This window comes from Streptomyces sp. NPDC088762, assembly GCF_044750905.1.
In the GTDB taxonomy this organism is placed as follows: domain Bacteria; phylum Actinomycetota; class Actinomycetes; order Streptomycetales; family Streptomycetaceae; genus Streptomyces.
Window position 1 is genome coordinate 82,494 of the sequence record NZ_JBIVKT010000021.1, and the last position, 14,148, is coordinate 96,641.

At 72.7% G+C, this 14,148-nt stretch carries 13 protein-coding genes and 1 riboswitch; of the genes, 4 read left to right on the plus strand and 9 right to left on the minus strand.

Going from position 1 to position 14,148, the window contains the following annotated elements; genetic code table 11:
• Positions 1 to 26: 26 nt before the first annotated feature.
• From ACIP5M_RS32730 to ACIP5M_RS32750, 5 genes are all read right to left on the minus strand, one after another.
• Entirely contained in the window at positions 27 to 515 is a 489-nt protein-coding gene (locus tag ACIP5M_RS32730) for a septum formation initiator family protein (RefSeq protein WP_401203697.1), read from the minus strand.
• Positions 516 to 625: 110 nt separating this feature from the next.
• Positions 626 to 1,918 carry a phosphopyruvate hydratase gene (eno, locus tag ACIP5M_RS32735; RefSeq protein WP_401203700.1) on the minus strand — a complete coding sequence of 431 codons (1,293 nt, stop codon included), beginning with the start codon at positions 1,916 to 1,918 and terminating at the stop codon, positions 626 to 628.
• A 272-nt stretch (positions 1,919 to 2,190) separates the two neighbouring features.
• Positions 2,191 to 2,895 (minus strand): transglycosylase family protein, encoded by a 705-nt coding sequence (locus tag ACIP5M_RS32740; protein WP_401203702.1) that lies wholly within the window; start codon positions 2,893 to 2,895, stop codon positions 2,191 to 2,193.
• A gap of 3 nt (positions 2,896 to 2,898) precedes the next feature.
• Positions 2,899 to 3,071: riboswitch (cyclic di-AMP (ydaO/yuaA leader) on the minus strand.
• Positions 3,072 to 3,350: 279 nt separating this feature from the next.
• The gene (locus ACIP5M_RS32745; protein WP_401203705.1) at positions 3,351 to 4,427 is read right to left on the minus strand and encodes a transglycosylase family protein; all 1,077 of its coding nucleotides are present in this window, start codon (positions 4,425 to 4,427) and stop codon (positions 3,351 to 3,353) included.
• A 103-nt stretch (positions 4,428 to 4,530) separates the two neighbouring features.
• On the minus strand, positions 4,531 to 5,805 hold the full coding sequence (locus tag ACIP5M_RS32750; RefSeq protein ID WP_401203707.1) for a cytochrome P450: 1,275 nt from the start codon (positions 5,803 to 5,805) through the stop codon (positions 4,531 to 4,533).
• A 148-nt stretch (positions 5,806 to 5,953) separates the two neighbouring features.
• Here ACIP5M_RS32750 and ACIP5M_RS32755 point away from each other — a divergent pair, with 148 nt between their 5' ends.
• Positions 5,954 to 7,138: a globin domain-containing protein gene (locus tag ACIP5M_RS32755; RefSeq protein ID WP_401203710.1), complete on the plus strand. Its 1,185-nt coding sequence runs from the start codon at positions 5,954 to 5,956 to the stop codon at positions 7,136 to 7,138.
• Here the strand turns inward: ACIP5M_RS32755 and ACIP5M_RS32760 are convergent.
• Together ACIP5M_RS32760 and ACIP5M_RS32765 are read right to left on the minus strand one after the other, a co-directional pair.
• Positions 7,135 to 8,103: a nucleoside triphosphate pyrophosphohydrolase gene (locus tag ACIP5M_RS32760; protein WP_401203836.1), complete on the minus strand. Its 969-nt coding sequence runs from the start codon at positions 8,101 to 8,103 to the stop codon at positions 7,135 to 7,137. The genes ACIP5M_RS32755 and ACIP5M_RS32760 overlap by 4 nt on opposite strands.
• A 124-nt stretch (positions 8,104 to 8,227) precedes the next feature.
• Complete coding sequence (locus ACIP5M_RS32765) at positions 8,228 to 8,851, minus strand: SurA N-terminal domain-containing protein (protein WP_401203713.1); 624 nt, start codon at positions 8,849 to 8,851, stop codon at positions 8,228 to 8,230.
• Between the two features lie 326 nt (positions 8,852 to 9,177).
• Between ACIP5M_RS32765 and ACIP5M_RS32770 the strand changes: the two genes are divergently transcribed.
• From ACIP5M_RS32770 to ACIP5M_RS32780, 3 genes are read left to right on the plus strand one after another with little or no spacing between them, the layout of a single operon-like run.
• Positions 9,178 to 11,184: a YfhO family protein gene (locus ACIP5M_RS32770; protein WP_401203715.1), complete on the plus strand. Its 2,007-nt coding sequence runs from the start codon at positions 9,178 to 9,180 to the stop codon at positions 11,182 to 11,184.
• Positions 11,185 to 11,208: 24 nt separating this feature from the next.
• Positions 11,209 to 11,487 (plus strand): type II toxin-antitoxin system Phd/YefM family antitoxin, encoded by a 279-nt coding sequence (locus ACIP5M_RS32775; protein ID WP_401203718.1) that lies wholly within the window; start codon positions 11,209 to 11,211, stop codon positions 11,485 to 11,487.
• A complete protein-coding gene (locus ACIP5M_RS32780) occupies positions 11,484 to 11,891 on the plus strand; it encodes a type II toxin-antitoxin system VapC family toxin (RefSeq protein WP_401203720.1) in 408 nt (135 codons plus the stop codon). Before ACIP5M_RS32775 ends, ACIP5M_RS32780 begins: the two co-directional genes overlap by 4 nt.
• A gap of 11 nt (positions 11,892 to 11,902) precedes the next feature.
• Here ACIP5M_RS32780 and ACIP5M_RS32785 read toward each other — a convergent pair whose 3' ends face one another.
• Entirely contained in the window at positions 11,903 to 13,423 is a 1,521-nt protein-coding gene (locus tag ACIP5M_RS32785; protein ID WP_401203723.1) for a protein kinase, read from the minus strand.
• Complete coding sequence (locus tag ACIP5M_RS32790) at positions 13,420 to 14,064, minus strand: hypothetical protein (protein ID WP_401203726.1); 645 nt, start codon at positions 14,062 to 14,064, stop codon at positions 13,420 to 13,422. The genes ACIP5M_RS32785 and ACIP5M_RS32790 overlap by 4 nt, the downstream gene beginning before the upstream one ends.
• Between the last annotated feature and the right edge of the window lie 84 nt (positions 14,065 to 14,148).

The following is a 14,148-nucleotide window of genomic DNA, read 5'->3' on the forward strand; positions in this document are numbered from 1 at the left end:
GCGGTTCTATGACGGGTGGAACTGGTTCAGTCGCCGGGGCGGTCGGCCTTGTCGACGCCGTCCCAGACGTTGGAGTACCACGGGCGGTCGGAGCCGGCCCGGCCGGTCCGGTGGCGCTCGGGACCCTGTGCCCCGGGGTCGGTCATGATGTAGCCGGTCTCCCCCGGACGCAGGAAGTGCAGGTGCTTGCGCGCCTGCTGTTCCGCGTAGGCGTCGTCCTGCCAGCGGGCCTTCTCGTCGCGGAGCCGCTCCAGGCGGTCCCGCGCGGTGGCGGCGGCCCGCTGCTGCTCCGCGATCTCCGAGCGCTGGGACACGTACTGGCGCATCGGATACGCGAGGGCGACGACCAGCGTACAGAGCACGAGCACCAGGAGCGCGGCGCGGCCGGTGAGCCGGCTGCGGCGGACCTGGCGGCGCGACTGCGAGCGGTAGACATGGGCGGCGGTCCGCTCGCCGAGCTGCTTGAGCCTGGTCGCCGTGGAGAAGGTGGAGAACCGATCCCGGTTCCCGGCCATTGGTCCCGCCTCCCCTGTGTCCGCACTACGCACTACGTCCCCGCACACGGTACGGGACCGAGTGCGGGGACGTACGGAAGCAAGACCTGATTAGCCCTTACTGTGCTCGATCAGTTCGCGGGCCGAAAGCGCGGGAACGCGCTGCGGCCGGCGTACACCGCGGCGTCGTCGAGGATCTCCTCGATGCGCAGCAGCTGGTTGTACTTGGCGACGCGGTCCGAGCGGGCCGGGGCGCCGGTCTTGATCTGGCCGCAGTTCACGGCGACGGCGAGGTCGGCGATGGTGACGTCCTCGGTCTCGCCGGAGCGGTGCGACATCATGCACTTGAAGCCGTTGCGCTGGGCCATCTCGACGGCGTCGAGGGTCTCGGTCAGCGAACCGATCTGGTTCACCTTCACGAGCAGGGCGTTCGCGGAGCCCTCCTCGATGCCGCGGGCCAGGCGCTCCGGGTTGGTGACGAAGAGGTCGTCGCCGACGATCTGGACCTTGGAGCCCAGGCGCTCGGTGACGGTCTTCCAGCCGGCCCAGTCGTCCTCGAACAGCGGGTCCTCGATGGAGACCAGCGGGTACGCCTCGACGAGTTCGGCGTAGTAGTCGGTCATCTCGGAGGCCGAGCGGGACTGGCCCTCGAACTCGTACTTGCCGTCCTTGTAGAACTCGGACGCGGCGACGTCGAGCGCGAGCGCGATGTCCTTGCCCGGGGTGTAGCCGGCCTGCTTGATGGCCTCGACGATGAGGTCGAGCGCGGCGCGGTTGGACTCCAGGTTCGGGGCGAAGCCGCCCTCGTCACCGAGACCGGTGGACAGGCCCTTGGTGTGCAGGACCTTCTTGAGGGTGTGGTAGACCTCGGCACCCCAGCGCAGCGCCTCGGAGAAGGACTCCGCGCCGATCGGGGCGATCATGAACTCCTGGATGTCGACGTTGGAGTCGGCGTGCGACCCACCGTTGAGGATGTTCATCATCGGAACGGGCAGCAGGTGCGCGTTCGGACCGCCGAGGTAGCGGAACAGGGGGAGGTCGGAGGCCTCGGACGCGGCGTGCGCGACGGCGAGGGAGACGCCGAGGATGGCGTTCGCGCCGAGCGAGCCCTTGTTGTCCGTGGCGTCCAGGTCGAACATGGCCTGGTCGATCAGGCGCTGCTCGGTGGCGTCGTAGCCGACGAGCTCCGGCCCGATCTGCTCGATGACGGCGAGGACGGCCTTCTCGACACCCTTGCCCATGTAACGGTTGGGGTCACCGTCACGGAGCTCGATGGCCTCGAATGCACCGGTGGAGGCGCCGGACGGAACTGCAGCACGGCCGGTGCTGCCATCGTCGAGGCCCACCTCGACCTCGACCGTGGGGTTGCCTCGGGAGTCCAGGATTTCCCGGGCTACGACGACGTCGATGGACGGCACGAGCATCTCCTTCTGGGATGTGACGCTGGGTGTGCGGTGGCGTCAGGCCGTGGGATGGCCCCGCCGCCTAGAGCCTAACCGGATCCGGGCACTCGGCCCGCCGACCGCCCGGGTCCTGGGACGAAAAAGGGTCCGAATACCCCTGTTCCCTGACATAGGGCTCTTGATCATCCGTCGCCCGCCGGTCATCTGCCGGTCGCCCCGGGGGAGAACGCCGCCGCCCGGCGCGTGGGGGGAGACGCGCCGGGCGGTGGGGAGTGCGGCTGATGCCGCAGGGTTCAGCTGAGGTTCAGCTTCTGACCCGGGAAGATCAGGTCGGCGTCGGAGACGATGTCCTTGTTCAGCTCGAAGAGCTTCTCCCAGCCGCCCTTGACGCCGTTGGCGTCGGCGATGGCGCCCAGGGTGTCGCCGGCCTTGACCTCGTAGGAGCCGTTGCCGGTCTTGGGGGCCTCGGCGCGCTCGGAGCGGGTGGTGGCCGGGGCCTCGGTGCGCGGGGTCTCCCGCTTGGGCGCGGCCTTCTGCTCCGTCTTCTTCGGAGCGGCCTTCTGCTCGGTCTTCTTCGTCTCGGTCTTCGGCTTGGCGGGGGTCTCGGCCGCGCCGCCGTTGTACGAGGAGTTGGACAGGCCGACGCCGCAGGACGGCCAGGCGCCCTTGCCCTGGCCCTTGAGGACCTTCTCGGCGATGGCTATCTGCTGCGACTTCGAGGCCTGGTTGGCCTGCGGGGCGTAGGCCTTGCCGCCGTACGCGGCCCACGTGGAGGACGAGAACTGCAGGCCGCCGTAGTAGCCGTTGCCCGTGTTGATGGCCCAGTTGCCACCGGACTCGCACTGCGCGACGCGGTCCCACTCGGAGGCGGTCGCGGCGCTGGCGGAGCCGGCGGCCATCAGCGGGGCGGCGACGGCGACACCGGCGACACCGGCGAGCGTGACGATGCGGACGGCCTTGGAGCCGCGACGGTGCTTGCCCTTGCCGGAAAGCAGCATGAGGTTTCTCCTCACCGACGCCTACGAGGTGAGCTGTCGGGTTCGGGCGAGTGAGTTGCCCGGTCGTGCGACCTTGCGCACGGCTTAACCCCTAGCCGGTGGCGTGACCGTCTTTCAACGGCCGCTCCCGGCGCCTACCTTGGTTCCCCCGCTCCTGCCTTCGGCGCTTGACGCGACGACTGTTCCCCCCGTCCGCCGGCAGGATTCGGCGATGCGGTCGAAGGAGCCCGCGGTGGCGGGCGATTCAGAAGGTAGACAGGCCTCCCCCCGATGTTCAACAAGCGACATCGGGGGGAAACCGCCCCTACTTGCGTCCCTCGTGCACACGTTTGCGCAGGTGAGGACGGGGTTTGCGCCAGCTCCGGGGCGAGACACGCCAGTTGACCGGAAGAGACACATGTCTCACTTACAGAAAACCGACAATCGCGCCTTTCCGGGTGCCCGAAGTGCCCCTATTACAGGGTTAGATCCAGATTCTGGCCGGGCTTGATCAGATCGGCGTCCTGGCCGATGACCTGCTCGTTGGCCTGGTAGAGGGCGTTCCAGCCGCCCTTGACCCCCTTGGCATCCGCGATGGTGACCAGGCTGTCGCCCGCCTGCACCGTGTAGGTGGGTGTCGACGCGGTGTCAGACGCGGCGGGAGTCTCGGCGGCGGGCGCGCCGCGGTGCTTGCCGCTGCCCTCGGCCGGGGCGGCGGACGGGTCGGCGGGGGCGGTGGGTTCGGCCGGGGCGCCGGGGGCCGTCGGGCCGGGGGTGAGACCGGGGGTCGCGGGCGCCGTCGGGTCGGCCGGGGTCGCCGGAGGGGCGGTGGGGTCCACCGGGTCCGTGGTCGGGCCGCCGGGGAGCACCGGGGCCGTCGGGTCGGCGGGGGTGGCCGGAGGGGCGGTCGGGTCGGCGGGGACCACGGGAAGCGTCGGGGCGGGGGTGGGGTCGTCCGGCGACGGCATGACGGGCAGGCCGAGGGAGGGGCCGAGGGGGCCGTCGGGGAGCGTGAACGACGGGCTCTCGGACGGGCTCGGGGCCGGCCGGCTCGGGGCTCCGAAGTCGGTGGGCCTGTCGTGTCCGGTGACGGGCACGGAGTCGTCGGGGCGGGACGGCGAGGGGCTGACGGAGTGGGAGCCGCCGGGCAGTCCGGGGTCCACCTGCGCGGCGGGGCCCTGGGCGTCCAGTCCGGCCGACGCCGCGCACAGCGGCCATGCCTGCGGGCCCTTCGAGGCCAGCACCCGCTCGGCCACGGCTATCTGCTGCGAGCGGCTCGCGAGGTCGGCCCGCTCGGCGAAGTCGAGCCCGCCGGCGTTCTGCCACTCCTCCTGCGTGAACTGGAGTCCGCCGTACGATCCGCTGCCGAAGTTGGCGCTCCACGTGCCGCCGCTCTCGCATTCGGCGACCTTGTCCCACGTGGACGTGTCCGCCGCGCTCGCGCTTGTGGCGGCGAGCAGCGGCAGGGCCAGCGCGGAGCCGGTGACTCCGGCGGTGACGACGATCGCGGGGATCTGGCGGGGGCGTCTGTGGCGGCCGTTCCCGGGAAGCATGAGGCTGCACCTTTCGCATAACGGCGGGGTAACGGCAGAACCTAGCGGCCTTCGAACGCATGTCACAAGTTCGACCGGAAACTGACTCCCGGTCAGGCAGCCCTCAGATGTTTCGGGGTGTGAAGCGCACGGGAAGAGTGCGCAGGCCACGCATGATCAGTCCGCCGCGCCAGCGCAGGTCTTCCGACGGAACGGCGAGTTCCAGATCCGGCAGACGCGTGAGCAAAGTCGCAAGCGCCGTCTGTCCTTCGAGCCGCGCGAGCGGAGCGCCCAGGCAGTAGTGGATGCCGTGCCCGTACCCGAGGTGCTGGTTGTCCGTGCGCCCGAGGTCGAGGGTGTCCGGTTCGGCGAAGCGGGCCGGGTCCCGGTCGGCGGCCGCGAGGACGACCAGGACGGGGTCTCCGACGGCGATCGACTGCCCGCCGAGGGTCAGCGGCTCGGTGGCGAACCGCCAGGTGGCCAGCTCCACGGGGCCGTCGTAGCGCAGCAGCTCCTCGATCCCGGTCTCCAGCAGGCCGCTCTCGCCGGCGGCGAGCGAGAGCTGGAGGCGCTCGCGCTGATCCGGGTTCATGAAAAGGGCATGCAGCCCGTTTCCGATCAGATTGACCGTGGTTTCGAAGCCGGCGAAGAGCAGGATGAAGGCCATCGCGGTGGCCTCACCCTCCGTCAGGTGGTCGCCGTGGTCGCTCGCGCGGATCAGGTCCGAGATCAGGTCATCGCCCAGATCATCCCTTTTGCGGTGGATGAGCTCGCCGAGGTACGTACGCATCTGCTTGACCGAGCGGGCGACCCCGCCGCGCGGACCTCCGCCGTGCCGGATCATCATCCCGGCCCAGTCGCGGAAGTCGTCCTGGTCCTCGCGCGGTACGCCGAGCATCTCGCAGATGGCGTAGATGGGGAGCGGGAAGGCGAACTCGTGGATGAGGTCGGCCTCCCCCTCCTGCTCGAACTGCGCGATGAGGTGGTCGGTCAGCGCCTGCACCCTGGGGGTGAACTCGGCGACCCGGCGCGGGGTGAACGCCTTCGACACCAGCCGCCGCAGCCGGGTGTGGTCCGGCGGGTCGATGTTGAGCAGGTGCGTCATCAGCTCGGCCTTGCGCTCCCCCGGGATCCCCGTCTTGCCCTTGGCGTGGGCGGGCTCGGCGTGGTGCGCCGGATTCTTGCTGAGCCGCTGGTCGGCGAGGGCCTGGCGGGCATCGGCGTACCGGGTCACCAGCCAGGCCTCGACCCCGCTCGGGAGCTTGGTGCGGTGCACCGGGGAGTGCTCGCGCAGCCATGCGTACGCCGGGTAGGGGTCGGTCGCGAACTCCCAGTCGAACAGGGTCGGGCCCTGGGGGGAAGGGGAGTCGGCGGGGGCTTCGGGGGTCTGCTCGTGCACCTGATGACCGTATCCCGGCATACGACCCCCATCCCATTTGCCCGCTTCGTCGCGGCTGTCCGTAGATCCGCCGTCACTTGACCTCACCTTGTCCGACATTCCTACTTTCGGTTTTGTGGATGTGAGGATCTTGAAAAGCAGCTTCGCGGTGGTGGAGAGACGGGCCGAGCACGCGGTCAAGTACTTCTACTCCCACCTCTTCTGGCACAACCCCGAAGTCCGTGAACTGTTCCCGGCCTCCTTCGAGGACATGGAGCGCCAGCGGGACCGGCTCTTCGCCGCGCTCACCCACGTGATCGCCCACCTGGAGGACGAGACCCTCCTCCCCTATCTGCGCGACCTCGGGCGCGACCACCGCAAGTACCTGGTGGGCCCCGCGCACTACGCCGCCGTGGGCGCCAGCCTGATCGCGGCCCTCGCCGAGACCTCCGGCCAGGCCTGGAACCCCCGGGTGGAAAAGGCCTGGACCGAGGCGTACCAGATGATCGCCGACGCGATGACGGCCGGCGCCGCCGGCGGCGAGGACCCGCCGTGGTGGGACGCGGAGGTCGTCCGCCACCTCCAGTACGGGGAGGACATCGGCGTGCTGACCCTCAGGCCGCACGCCCCCTTCCCCTACCTCCCCGGCCAGTACACGAGCGTGAGCAGCCCGCGGGTGCCGACGACCTGGCGCACGTACTCGATCGGCAACGCCCCCCGCCCCGACGGCACCCTCGACCTGCACGTCAGCCGGATCGAAGGGGGGCGGCTCAGCACCGCCCTGGTCCACGGGACCCGGCCCGGCGACATGCTGCGGCTCGGCGCCGCCGGCGGGCAGCTGACCTTCCGCCGCGCGGACCGGCCGGCCAGCTTCGTCGCCGCGGGCACCGGCTGGGCGCCGATCCGGGCCATGCTGGAGGACCTGGCCCGCCATCCCCCTGATCAGGACCTACGGCTCTTCGTGGTCGCGCGGGACGCCGCCCATCTCTACGACCGCCCGCTCATCGACGAGTACGCCGCCGCCTGTGGCCGGCTCACCGTCACCTACATCACGCCCGCGCCCGGGCAGCACCGCAACCAGGCCACCGACCGGCTCGCCACCGCGCTCGGCACCCGGGGCCTGTGGCCCGACCAGGACGTCTACCTCAGCGGGCCGCCGCTGTTCGTCGAGGAGACGGCCCACATCGTGGAGGAGCTCGGCGCCCACCCCGGCCGGATCTTCTACGACCCGGTCCCCGCCGCCGGCCAGGGCCACGGGCCGAACGGCCGCCCGCTCGGCTTCGGCGAATGGTTCCTCAGCCGCCCGTCGCCGCACTGGCACAACCCCTCGGGCCGCGCGCCCCGCCCGTACTAGTAGGTGTCTGCCGAGGGCTGCTCGCCGACTCCCTCGGCGGCCCGGATCGCGTCACGGTAGACGCGGGCCGCCGCGCGCAGCGCCGTTTCCGGGTCGGTCCCCGACGCCTCGGCGCGCGCCGCGAGCGCCAGCAGCTCGTACCCGATGCCCTCGCCGCGGGGCAGCTCCACGGCCACCCCACCCGTACGGACCCGGCCCGCGAGCTTCGCCGCGAGCGCCAGGCCGGGCTGGCCCAGCGGAATCCCGTCGGTCAGCGACTCCCGCTGCTTCTCGACCGCCTTGGTGCGCTGCCAGTGCGCGCGGACGTCGTCCGCGGTCTCGGCCTTCGCGTCGCCGAAGACGTGCGGGTGGCGGTGGATCAGCTTCTCCACGAGAGTCCCGGCCACGTCGTCGATGGAGAAGGCCTCGTCGGGCTCATCGGCCTCCTCGGCGATCCGTGCGTGGAACACCACCTGGAGCAGGACGTCGCCGAGCTCCTCGCGCAGCGCCTCCCGGTCCCCGTCCTCGATGGCCTCGACCAGCTCGTACGCCTCCTCGACCCCGTACTTGACCAGGCCTTCGTGGGTCTGCCGGGAGGCCCACGGGCACTCGCGGCGGATCCGGTCCATCACCTGGACGAGGTCGAGCAGGCGGGCGCCCGGCAGGTCGTAGGAGCCGGGCAGCAGCTCCAGGTCGGGCATCGAGACCCGGCCCGAGCCCGCGAGGCGCGCCAGACCGTCGGTCAGAGCCCGGTCCCCCTCGCCCGTCGGGAGCACCACGACCGTCCGGCCGCCGGCGCAGGCCGCGACCAGCTCGTGGGCGTCCGGGTTCTCGTGGACGACCTCGACGCCCGCCTCCCGCAGGTACGGGAGCTGCGGGTGGCCGGGGTCGGCGCACAGCACCCGGTCCGCGGCGTGCAGGATCTGCCACGCCGGCCAGGACAGCACCCCGGGGGCGACCCGGTGGCTGGTGGTCAGCAGGACGATGCGGCCGGTGGGCTCGGCGGGTGCGGGCTCGGCGGACCCGGGCGTGGCGGATACGGGCTCGGCACGCGTGAGGTGGGAGGGGTCGTGGTCGGTCACCCTCCGAACCTACCTCCGCGCGGCCGGGTCAGGCTCCGGCGGGTGCCTGCTCGGGCCGGGTCCGCTGGGTGATCCAGGGGGTCTCCCCGGCGCCGAGCTTGATCTGCTGGACGTCCCAGGCGCCGTAGCGCGGGTTCACCTCGATGTGCAGCGCCTTCGCGGCCGCCCGGGCGGGCTCCTCCAGCTTCCCGTTGCCGTACTTGGCGGTCAGCTTGGTGAGCAGGACCCGGTCCCGCAGGAAGCGGTCGACCTGGCCGGGGGCCATGGCGCCCTTCTGCAGGAGCAGCGCCTCGAACTGCTCGGCGCCCTTGTTGTCGTCGACGTACGCCTTGTGCTCGTCCTGGATCTCCTTCTCGGAGACCGTGATCCCGGCCGTCGCGGCCATCTTGTCGATGACCCGGCTCTGGAGCATCGAGTCGAGCTTCTGCCGCTCGAGGTTCGGGGTGCTCGCGATGAGCTCGGCCGCGGACTGCCCGGAACGGTTCTGCGCGGCGCGGACGTCGTTCACCTGGGCCTGGAGCGCGGCGGTGGTGATCCGTTCACCCCCGACGACCGCGGCGGTGCCGGGCCGGGCCTCGCCCGAGCAGGCGGACAGCAGGGGGGCCGCCAGGAGCAGGGCGGTGGAGACGGAGAGCGCTGTGCGACGGTGCAAAGGAGCCTCCAGGGCCGGGAGATTGTGCGTCGGTGCACAAGGGCCGTGCGATGATCGATGGTATGCAGTCGGGGTGGTCCGGGCCACCGGTTCGACCAACGATTCCCGGGGTGTCGGGGTACCTGCCTGTTCGTGTCGCAGCCACCCGGCGGCCACCCCCGCGTCCTCCGGCGCTGCCAGGGTCGGCGCACCATGTCGACACCGCACCGCTCTGCGCGCAGCGCACCGCGCCGTCCGAGCCTGCTCGGCTCGGGGCTCGCCGCCCTGCTCACGGCGGTGGCCGTGTGCGCCGGAGACGCCGTCGCCCGCGTCTTCCCGCGGCGGCCATGGCGTGGCTGCTGCGCACGCAGCGCCGCGGGGCCTGGTGGGCGGCGGGGCTGCTGGGGGCCTCGTACGCGCTGTGCGGCTGGTCGGTGATCAAGGCCTCCTGCAACCCGATGTGGCTGGACGGGTTGATCGCCTTCCCGCTGCTGTGCCTGACGGGCGAGTGGGCCCTGCGCGGGCGGCGGCCGCTGCTCGCGCCGCTGGTCGTGGCCGTCTGCTGGACGGCGAACTTCTACACCGCCTACATGGCGACGCTGGGCGCCGCGCTGGTGCTGCTGGTACGGGTGATGCCGACCCGGGAGGGGGCGCGGGCCCGGCTCGGGGTCGTCGGCCGGGCGGCCGGGACGACCGTGCTGGGGATCGCGCTGGCGGCGCCAGTGCCGGCCCCCCTCTTCCCCAGTTCCGGCCAGGCGCATCCGGGGTGGGTCAAGGAGTTCCGGCCGGTGAGCGCCGCGGACTTCTTCGCGCGCCTGCTGCCGGCGACGTACTCCTTCTCCTCGCCCGCCGTCTTCGTGGGGACCGGGACGCTGCTGCTCGCGGCCGCTCTGCCCTTCCACCGGGCGGTGCCGGGGCGCACCCGGCTGGCGTGGGCGGGGCTCACCGTGGCGGTGGCGCTCTCCTTCCAGTGGGCGCCGGCGCATCTGGCCTGGCACCTCTTCGCGACCCCGAACGGAAGCCCGTACCGGCAGACCTTCGTCCTCGCCGGGATCGTGGTGATCGCGGCCTGGACCGGGCTGACGGCGGGCCTGCCCGGCCCGCGGGCGCTGGCCGCGGGGGCGGTCCTGCTGACCGCGGCGGCCCTGGTGGCGGGGGCGAGCCCGCTCGCGACGACCTGGGGGTACGGGCTGTTCGGGGGCGGGCTGGCGGTGGCGGGCGGGGCCTGGTGGGCGCTGCTCCACCGGCGGCTGGTGCCGGGCGCGGCCGCGCTGCTGGCGGCCGTACTGGCCGGGCAGGCGGCCGCGACGTCTGCGTACGGGCACAAGGGCAAGCTGGGCGGCCTCGACGACTACCCGTCCTGGGGCCCGGCGCACTCCGCGCGCGCCGCGGCCCTGGCGGGCGCCGAGGGCTGGCCGGCGTACCGCACCGACCCGGGCCGGCCGGCGCTGACCGGCAACGATCCGCTGCTGCTGGGCGGGGAGGGCGGCTTGTACTACAGCAGTCACACCTCGGCCGTGTTCACGCGGACGATGGTCGCGCTCGGGGCCGGCTGGACCTCGCGCGGGCGCAACGTGCAGAGCATCGACAACCCGGTGGTGGACGCGCTGTTCGCGGTCGGCGCCCGCCTGCGGCCCGACGGCACGGTCCGCCGCGCCGAGGTCCCGCCGCTGGTCACCACCCGCCCGCCCGGCGCCCCCGGTGCGTACGGCGACTCCCCTTTCGCCAACCAGGAGCTGCTGCTGGGCGCGAGGGTCTACGAGGACCCGCTCGCGCCCGGGGTCTGCCGCGCGGGCACCGAGGCCTACCTGTGGGCGCCGCAGTACGACGCGACGGCCCGCCTCGCCGACGGCCCGGCCTTCCGGCTGCACGGCAACGCCCCGCGCAACCGGGCGGCCCTCCAGCCGCTGGGCGTCTCCCGGGGCGTCTCCTCGGCGCTGGTCTTCGACGCGGCCCCGCCCGCCCGTTGGCTCCTTTCCTGCCTGGACCGCACCCGCCTCGGCACCGCGGTGTCCGCCCTGCGCGCAACGGCCGCCACCTCGCTGCGGGTCGGCCCCTCGGGCATCCGCGCCGACCTGCCCCCGGGGGCCACGGGCACGGCCGTCCTCTCGGTCCCCGCGATCGCGGGCTGGACCTGCAACGACCGCCCAGCCGCCACCCACCTGGGCCTGGTCGCGGTCCCCCTGACCCCGGGCACGACCCGCATCACCTGCACCTTCCGCCCCCCGGGCCTCCTCCCGGGCACGGCCGTGGCGGGAGCCGCCCTCCTCGTGCTGGTGGCCATCCGTCTCTCCGCCCGCAGCCGCGGGGAAGCCCTGATCACTCGTTCGGACGAAAGCGCCCTTCCAGCGTAGAACGCAACGTTCTACGCTGGCAGCATGGACCGCATCCCTGTACGTGAACTCAACCAGCACACCAGTGCCGTGCTCGCGCGAGTGCAGCGCGGCGAGTCCCTGGAGGTCACCGTGAGCGGAACAGCCGTCGCCCGGCTCGTACCCGTCACCACGACGCAGTCCCTGCTCGATCGCCTGGTCACGGAGGGGCGCGCCACCGCCCCCCTCTCAGAGGGACCCTTCCCGCTTCCCCCGGTTCTCGGCGACCCTGAGGTGGATGCCGCCTCGGAACTCACCGCCGCGCGCGACGAGGAGCGCTGGTGATCTACCTCGACTCCGCCGCCGTCGTGAAGCTGGTACGTCGGGAGCACGGCAGCGCCGAGCTGGTTGCCTGGCTGGCCGAACGGCCGGAGACACCACTGGTCTCGTCTTCCTTGGTCGAGGTCGAGGTCCCAAGAGCCCTTCGCCGATCCGCCCCGCAGGCGCTGGCCGGCGTACCGGGGGCGCTGACACGCCTGTACCGGCTGGAGATCGACCACGCCGTGCGGGCGACCGCCGCCGCCTACACGGACCCGCTACTGCGGTCGTTGGACTCCATCCACCTGGCTACGGCCCAGCTCCTGGCCGGCCAGCCCGGCGCCGAGCAGCTCACCTTCGTCACCTACGACCAGCGCCTCCTCAAGGCGGCGGAGTCGCTGGGACTGGCCATCGCCTCGCCCGGCGTGTGACGGGAAGTCCGTCACCGGACCTGGCCCAGCCAGTGGAGGGTGCGGCGGATCTCCGCCGGGAAGGGGTGGGCCGGGCCGTGGACGCGTTCCGCGTCGAACAGCAGGCGGGCCAGGGTGTCGTGGGCCGCGGGGCGGTCGCCGAGGGAGAGCAGCAGGTGGGCTATCCGGCGGCGCACCTCCAGGGGGAGGCCCGGGTCCGGGTTGGCGTAGTGGTTCTCGAAGAGCGGGAGCAGTGAGCGGTACTCCGCCAGGGCCGCGGCCGGTTCACCGAGCTGCTCCAGGCACTGCGCCGAGTCGTAGCGGAAGCGCAGGGCCTGCGGGTCGCCGGCCGGGAACTCGTCGGCGAGGCGGCGCAGTTCCGGCAGGGCGCGGCGGTACTGGCCGTCGTCCATCAGCGTGGCCGCGTACTGCTTGCGCAGGGAGCGGACCACCGGGGAGTGCTCCCCGTGCTCGGCGGCCGCGGCCGGGAGGATGCCTCCCAGGATGTCCACGGCCTGGGTGAGCTGCCCCTGGTCCAGGAGCTTGCGGGCCTCGTCCACCGCGCCCGGGATGTCCGGCTTCGGCGGCGCGGGCGTCATCGGCGGCGGGGTGCTCGGCCGTGGAGGGATGACCGTGGCCCGGTCGGGCCAGGGGGCGTGGGGGCGCAGGAAGGGGCGGGTGGGGTCGAGCGGGCCGGCCGGAGCCGCGCTGCCGCGCGCCGGCAGCAGCGGGGTGAGGGCCTCGTACACCTCCTGCGCGGAGGCGGGCCGGTCCTGCGGGTCCTTGGCGAGCAGGCGCAGCAGTACGGCCTCCAGCTCGGGCGGCACCTCCGGGCGCAGTTGGCGCACCGGCAGCGGGGGCTCGTACAGGTGGCGGTGCAGGACGCCGAGAGCGGTGGACCCGGCGAAGGGGACGTTTCCGCTGAGGAGTTCGTACAGCAGCACGCCGAGCGCGTAGAGGTCGGTGTAGGGGCCGACGGCACCGCCCATGGCCTGCTCGGGCGCCATGTACGCGGGGCTGCCGATGGGCGAGCCGGTGCTGGTGAGACGGGTGGTGTCGGTGTCCATCACCGAGGCGACGCCGAGGTCGAGGACCAGGACGGTGCCGTCGGGGCGGATCATCACGTTGCGCGGCTTGAGGTCGCGGTGCACGATCGGCACCGCGTGCACAGCCGAGAGCACGGCGCACAGCTGCGCGACCACCGCGACCGCCCACGGCCACGGGTAGGGGTCGTGCTCGGCGAGGTGGTCGGCGAGGTCGGAGCCCTCGACGTAGCCCATGACAAGGAAGAGCTCGTCGCCGTCGCTGCCCGCGTCGTGCACGGTGACCAGCCCGGGGTGGTCGACCTGTGCGGTGACCCGGCACTCGCGCACGAAGCGGCGGCGCAGCTCTTCGGCGACGGTTCCGGGGCCGGCGACCTTGTCGGGGCGCAGCAGTTTGACGGCGACCCGCCGGTCCAGCCGCCGGTCGTAGGCGGTCCAGACCTGGCCCATGCCGCCCTGGCCGAGGATGGTGGCGAGCTGGTAGCGGTCGCCGATGAGCCGGTCGGTCACGGATTACGGTCCTGGAACGGGGTGTCGTTGGGGTCGTGGTACGGGCCTGCGCCGGGCTGTGGGGGCTGTTGCGGCCGGCCGGGCTGCTTGCGCAGGAGCTCGCTGAGCTCGTCGAGTTCGGCGCGGACCTGCCCGAGGCGCGGGGGCGGCGTCGGCTGCGGCGGAACCTGCGGCGGGACGGGCGTCTGCGCGGGCGTTGCCGCGGGCGGGTAGCCGTAGGCGGGCGCCGTCTGCTGCGGGTGGGCGTACGGGGCGGGCTGCGCCGGGTACCAGGGCGGCGCGGCCGGGCCGCCGACCGCCCGGCGCTCGTAGTGGCGGATATCGGCCACGAGGAAGTACGTGCAGGTCAGGACGGCGGTGAGGAGGGAGCCTCCGGCGCCGGTGTTGCCCTGCCAGCCGCTGGTGTCCTCGGTCGGGTCGAGCCCGATCAGTACGAGCCAGCCCACGCAGAGCACACCGCTGACCACGAGCAGCACCCAGTCGACCGTCTTGCGGGTCACCAGCGCGAGCCGCAGCATCGTGGCCCAGGCCAGGAAGCCACAGCTCAGGATGGGCAGCAGCGCGAACAGCACGCGCAGTGCCGTCACGCCCCCGGAACTGGGCTGGTGACCGTGCTGCGGCGGGAGGCCGGGGCCGTGCATCGCTGCTCCTGACGGGCCGTGCGGAAAGGAAGTTGCGGGTCAGAGCGTATAAGCCTTTCCGGCCGCTGGTGAGGGGATGTGCCC

What these genes read in the sequence shown, in the direction of transcription:
- ACIP5M_RS32730 (WP_401203697.1), bottom strand. Translation starts at nt 515, where the DNA reads ATGGCCGGGAACCGGGATCGGTTCTCCACCTTCTCCACGGCGACCAGG.
- eno (WP_401203700.1), bottom strand. Translation starts at nt 1,918, where the DNA reads ATGCTCGTGCCGTCCATCGACGTCGTCGTAGCCCGGGAAATCCTGGAC.
- ACIP5M_RS32740 (WP_401203702.1), bottom strand. Translation starts at nt 2,895, where the DNA reads ATGCTGCTTTCCGGCAAGGGCAAGCACCGTCGCGGCTCCAAGGCCGTC.
- ACIP5M_RS32745 (WP_401203705.1), bottom strand. Translation starts at nt 4,427, where the DNA reads ATGCTTCCCGGGAACGGCCGCCACAGACGCCCCCGCCAGATCCCCGCG.
- ACIP5M_RS32770 (WP_401203715.1), top strand. Translation starts at nt 9,178, where the DNA reads ATGGCGTGGCTGCTGCGCACGCAGCGCCGCGGGGCCTGGTGGGCGGCG.
- ACIP5M_RS32775 (WP_401203718.1), top strand. Translation starts at nt 11,209, where the DNA reads ATGGACCGCATCCCTGTACGTGAACTCAACCAGCACACCAGTGCCGTG.
- ACIP5M_RS32790 (WP_401203726.1), bottom strand. Translation starts at nt 14,064, where the DNA reads ATGCACGGCCCCGGCCTCCCGCCGCAGCACGGTCACCAGCCCAGTTCC.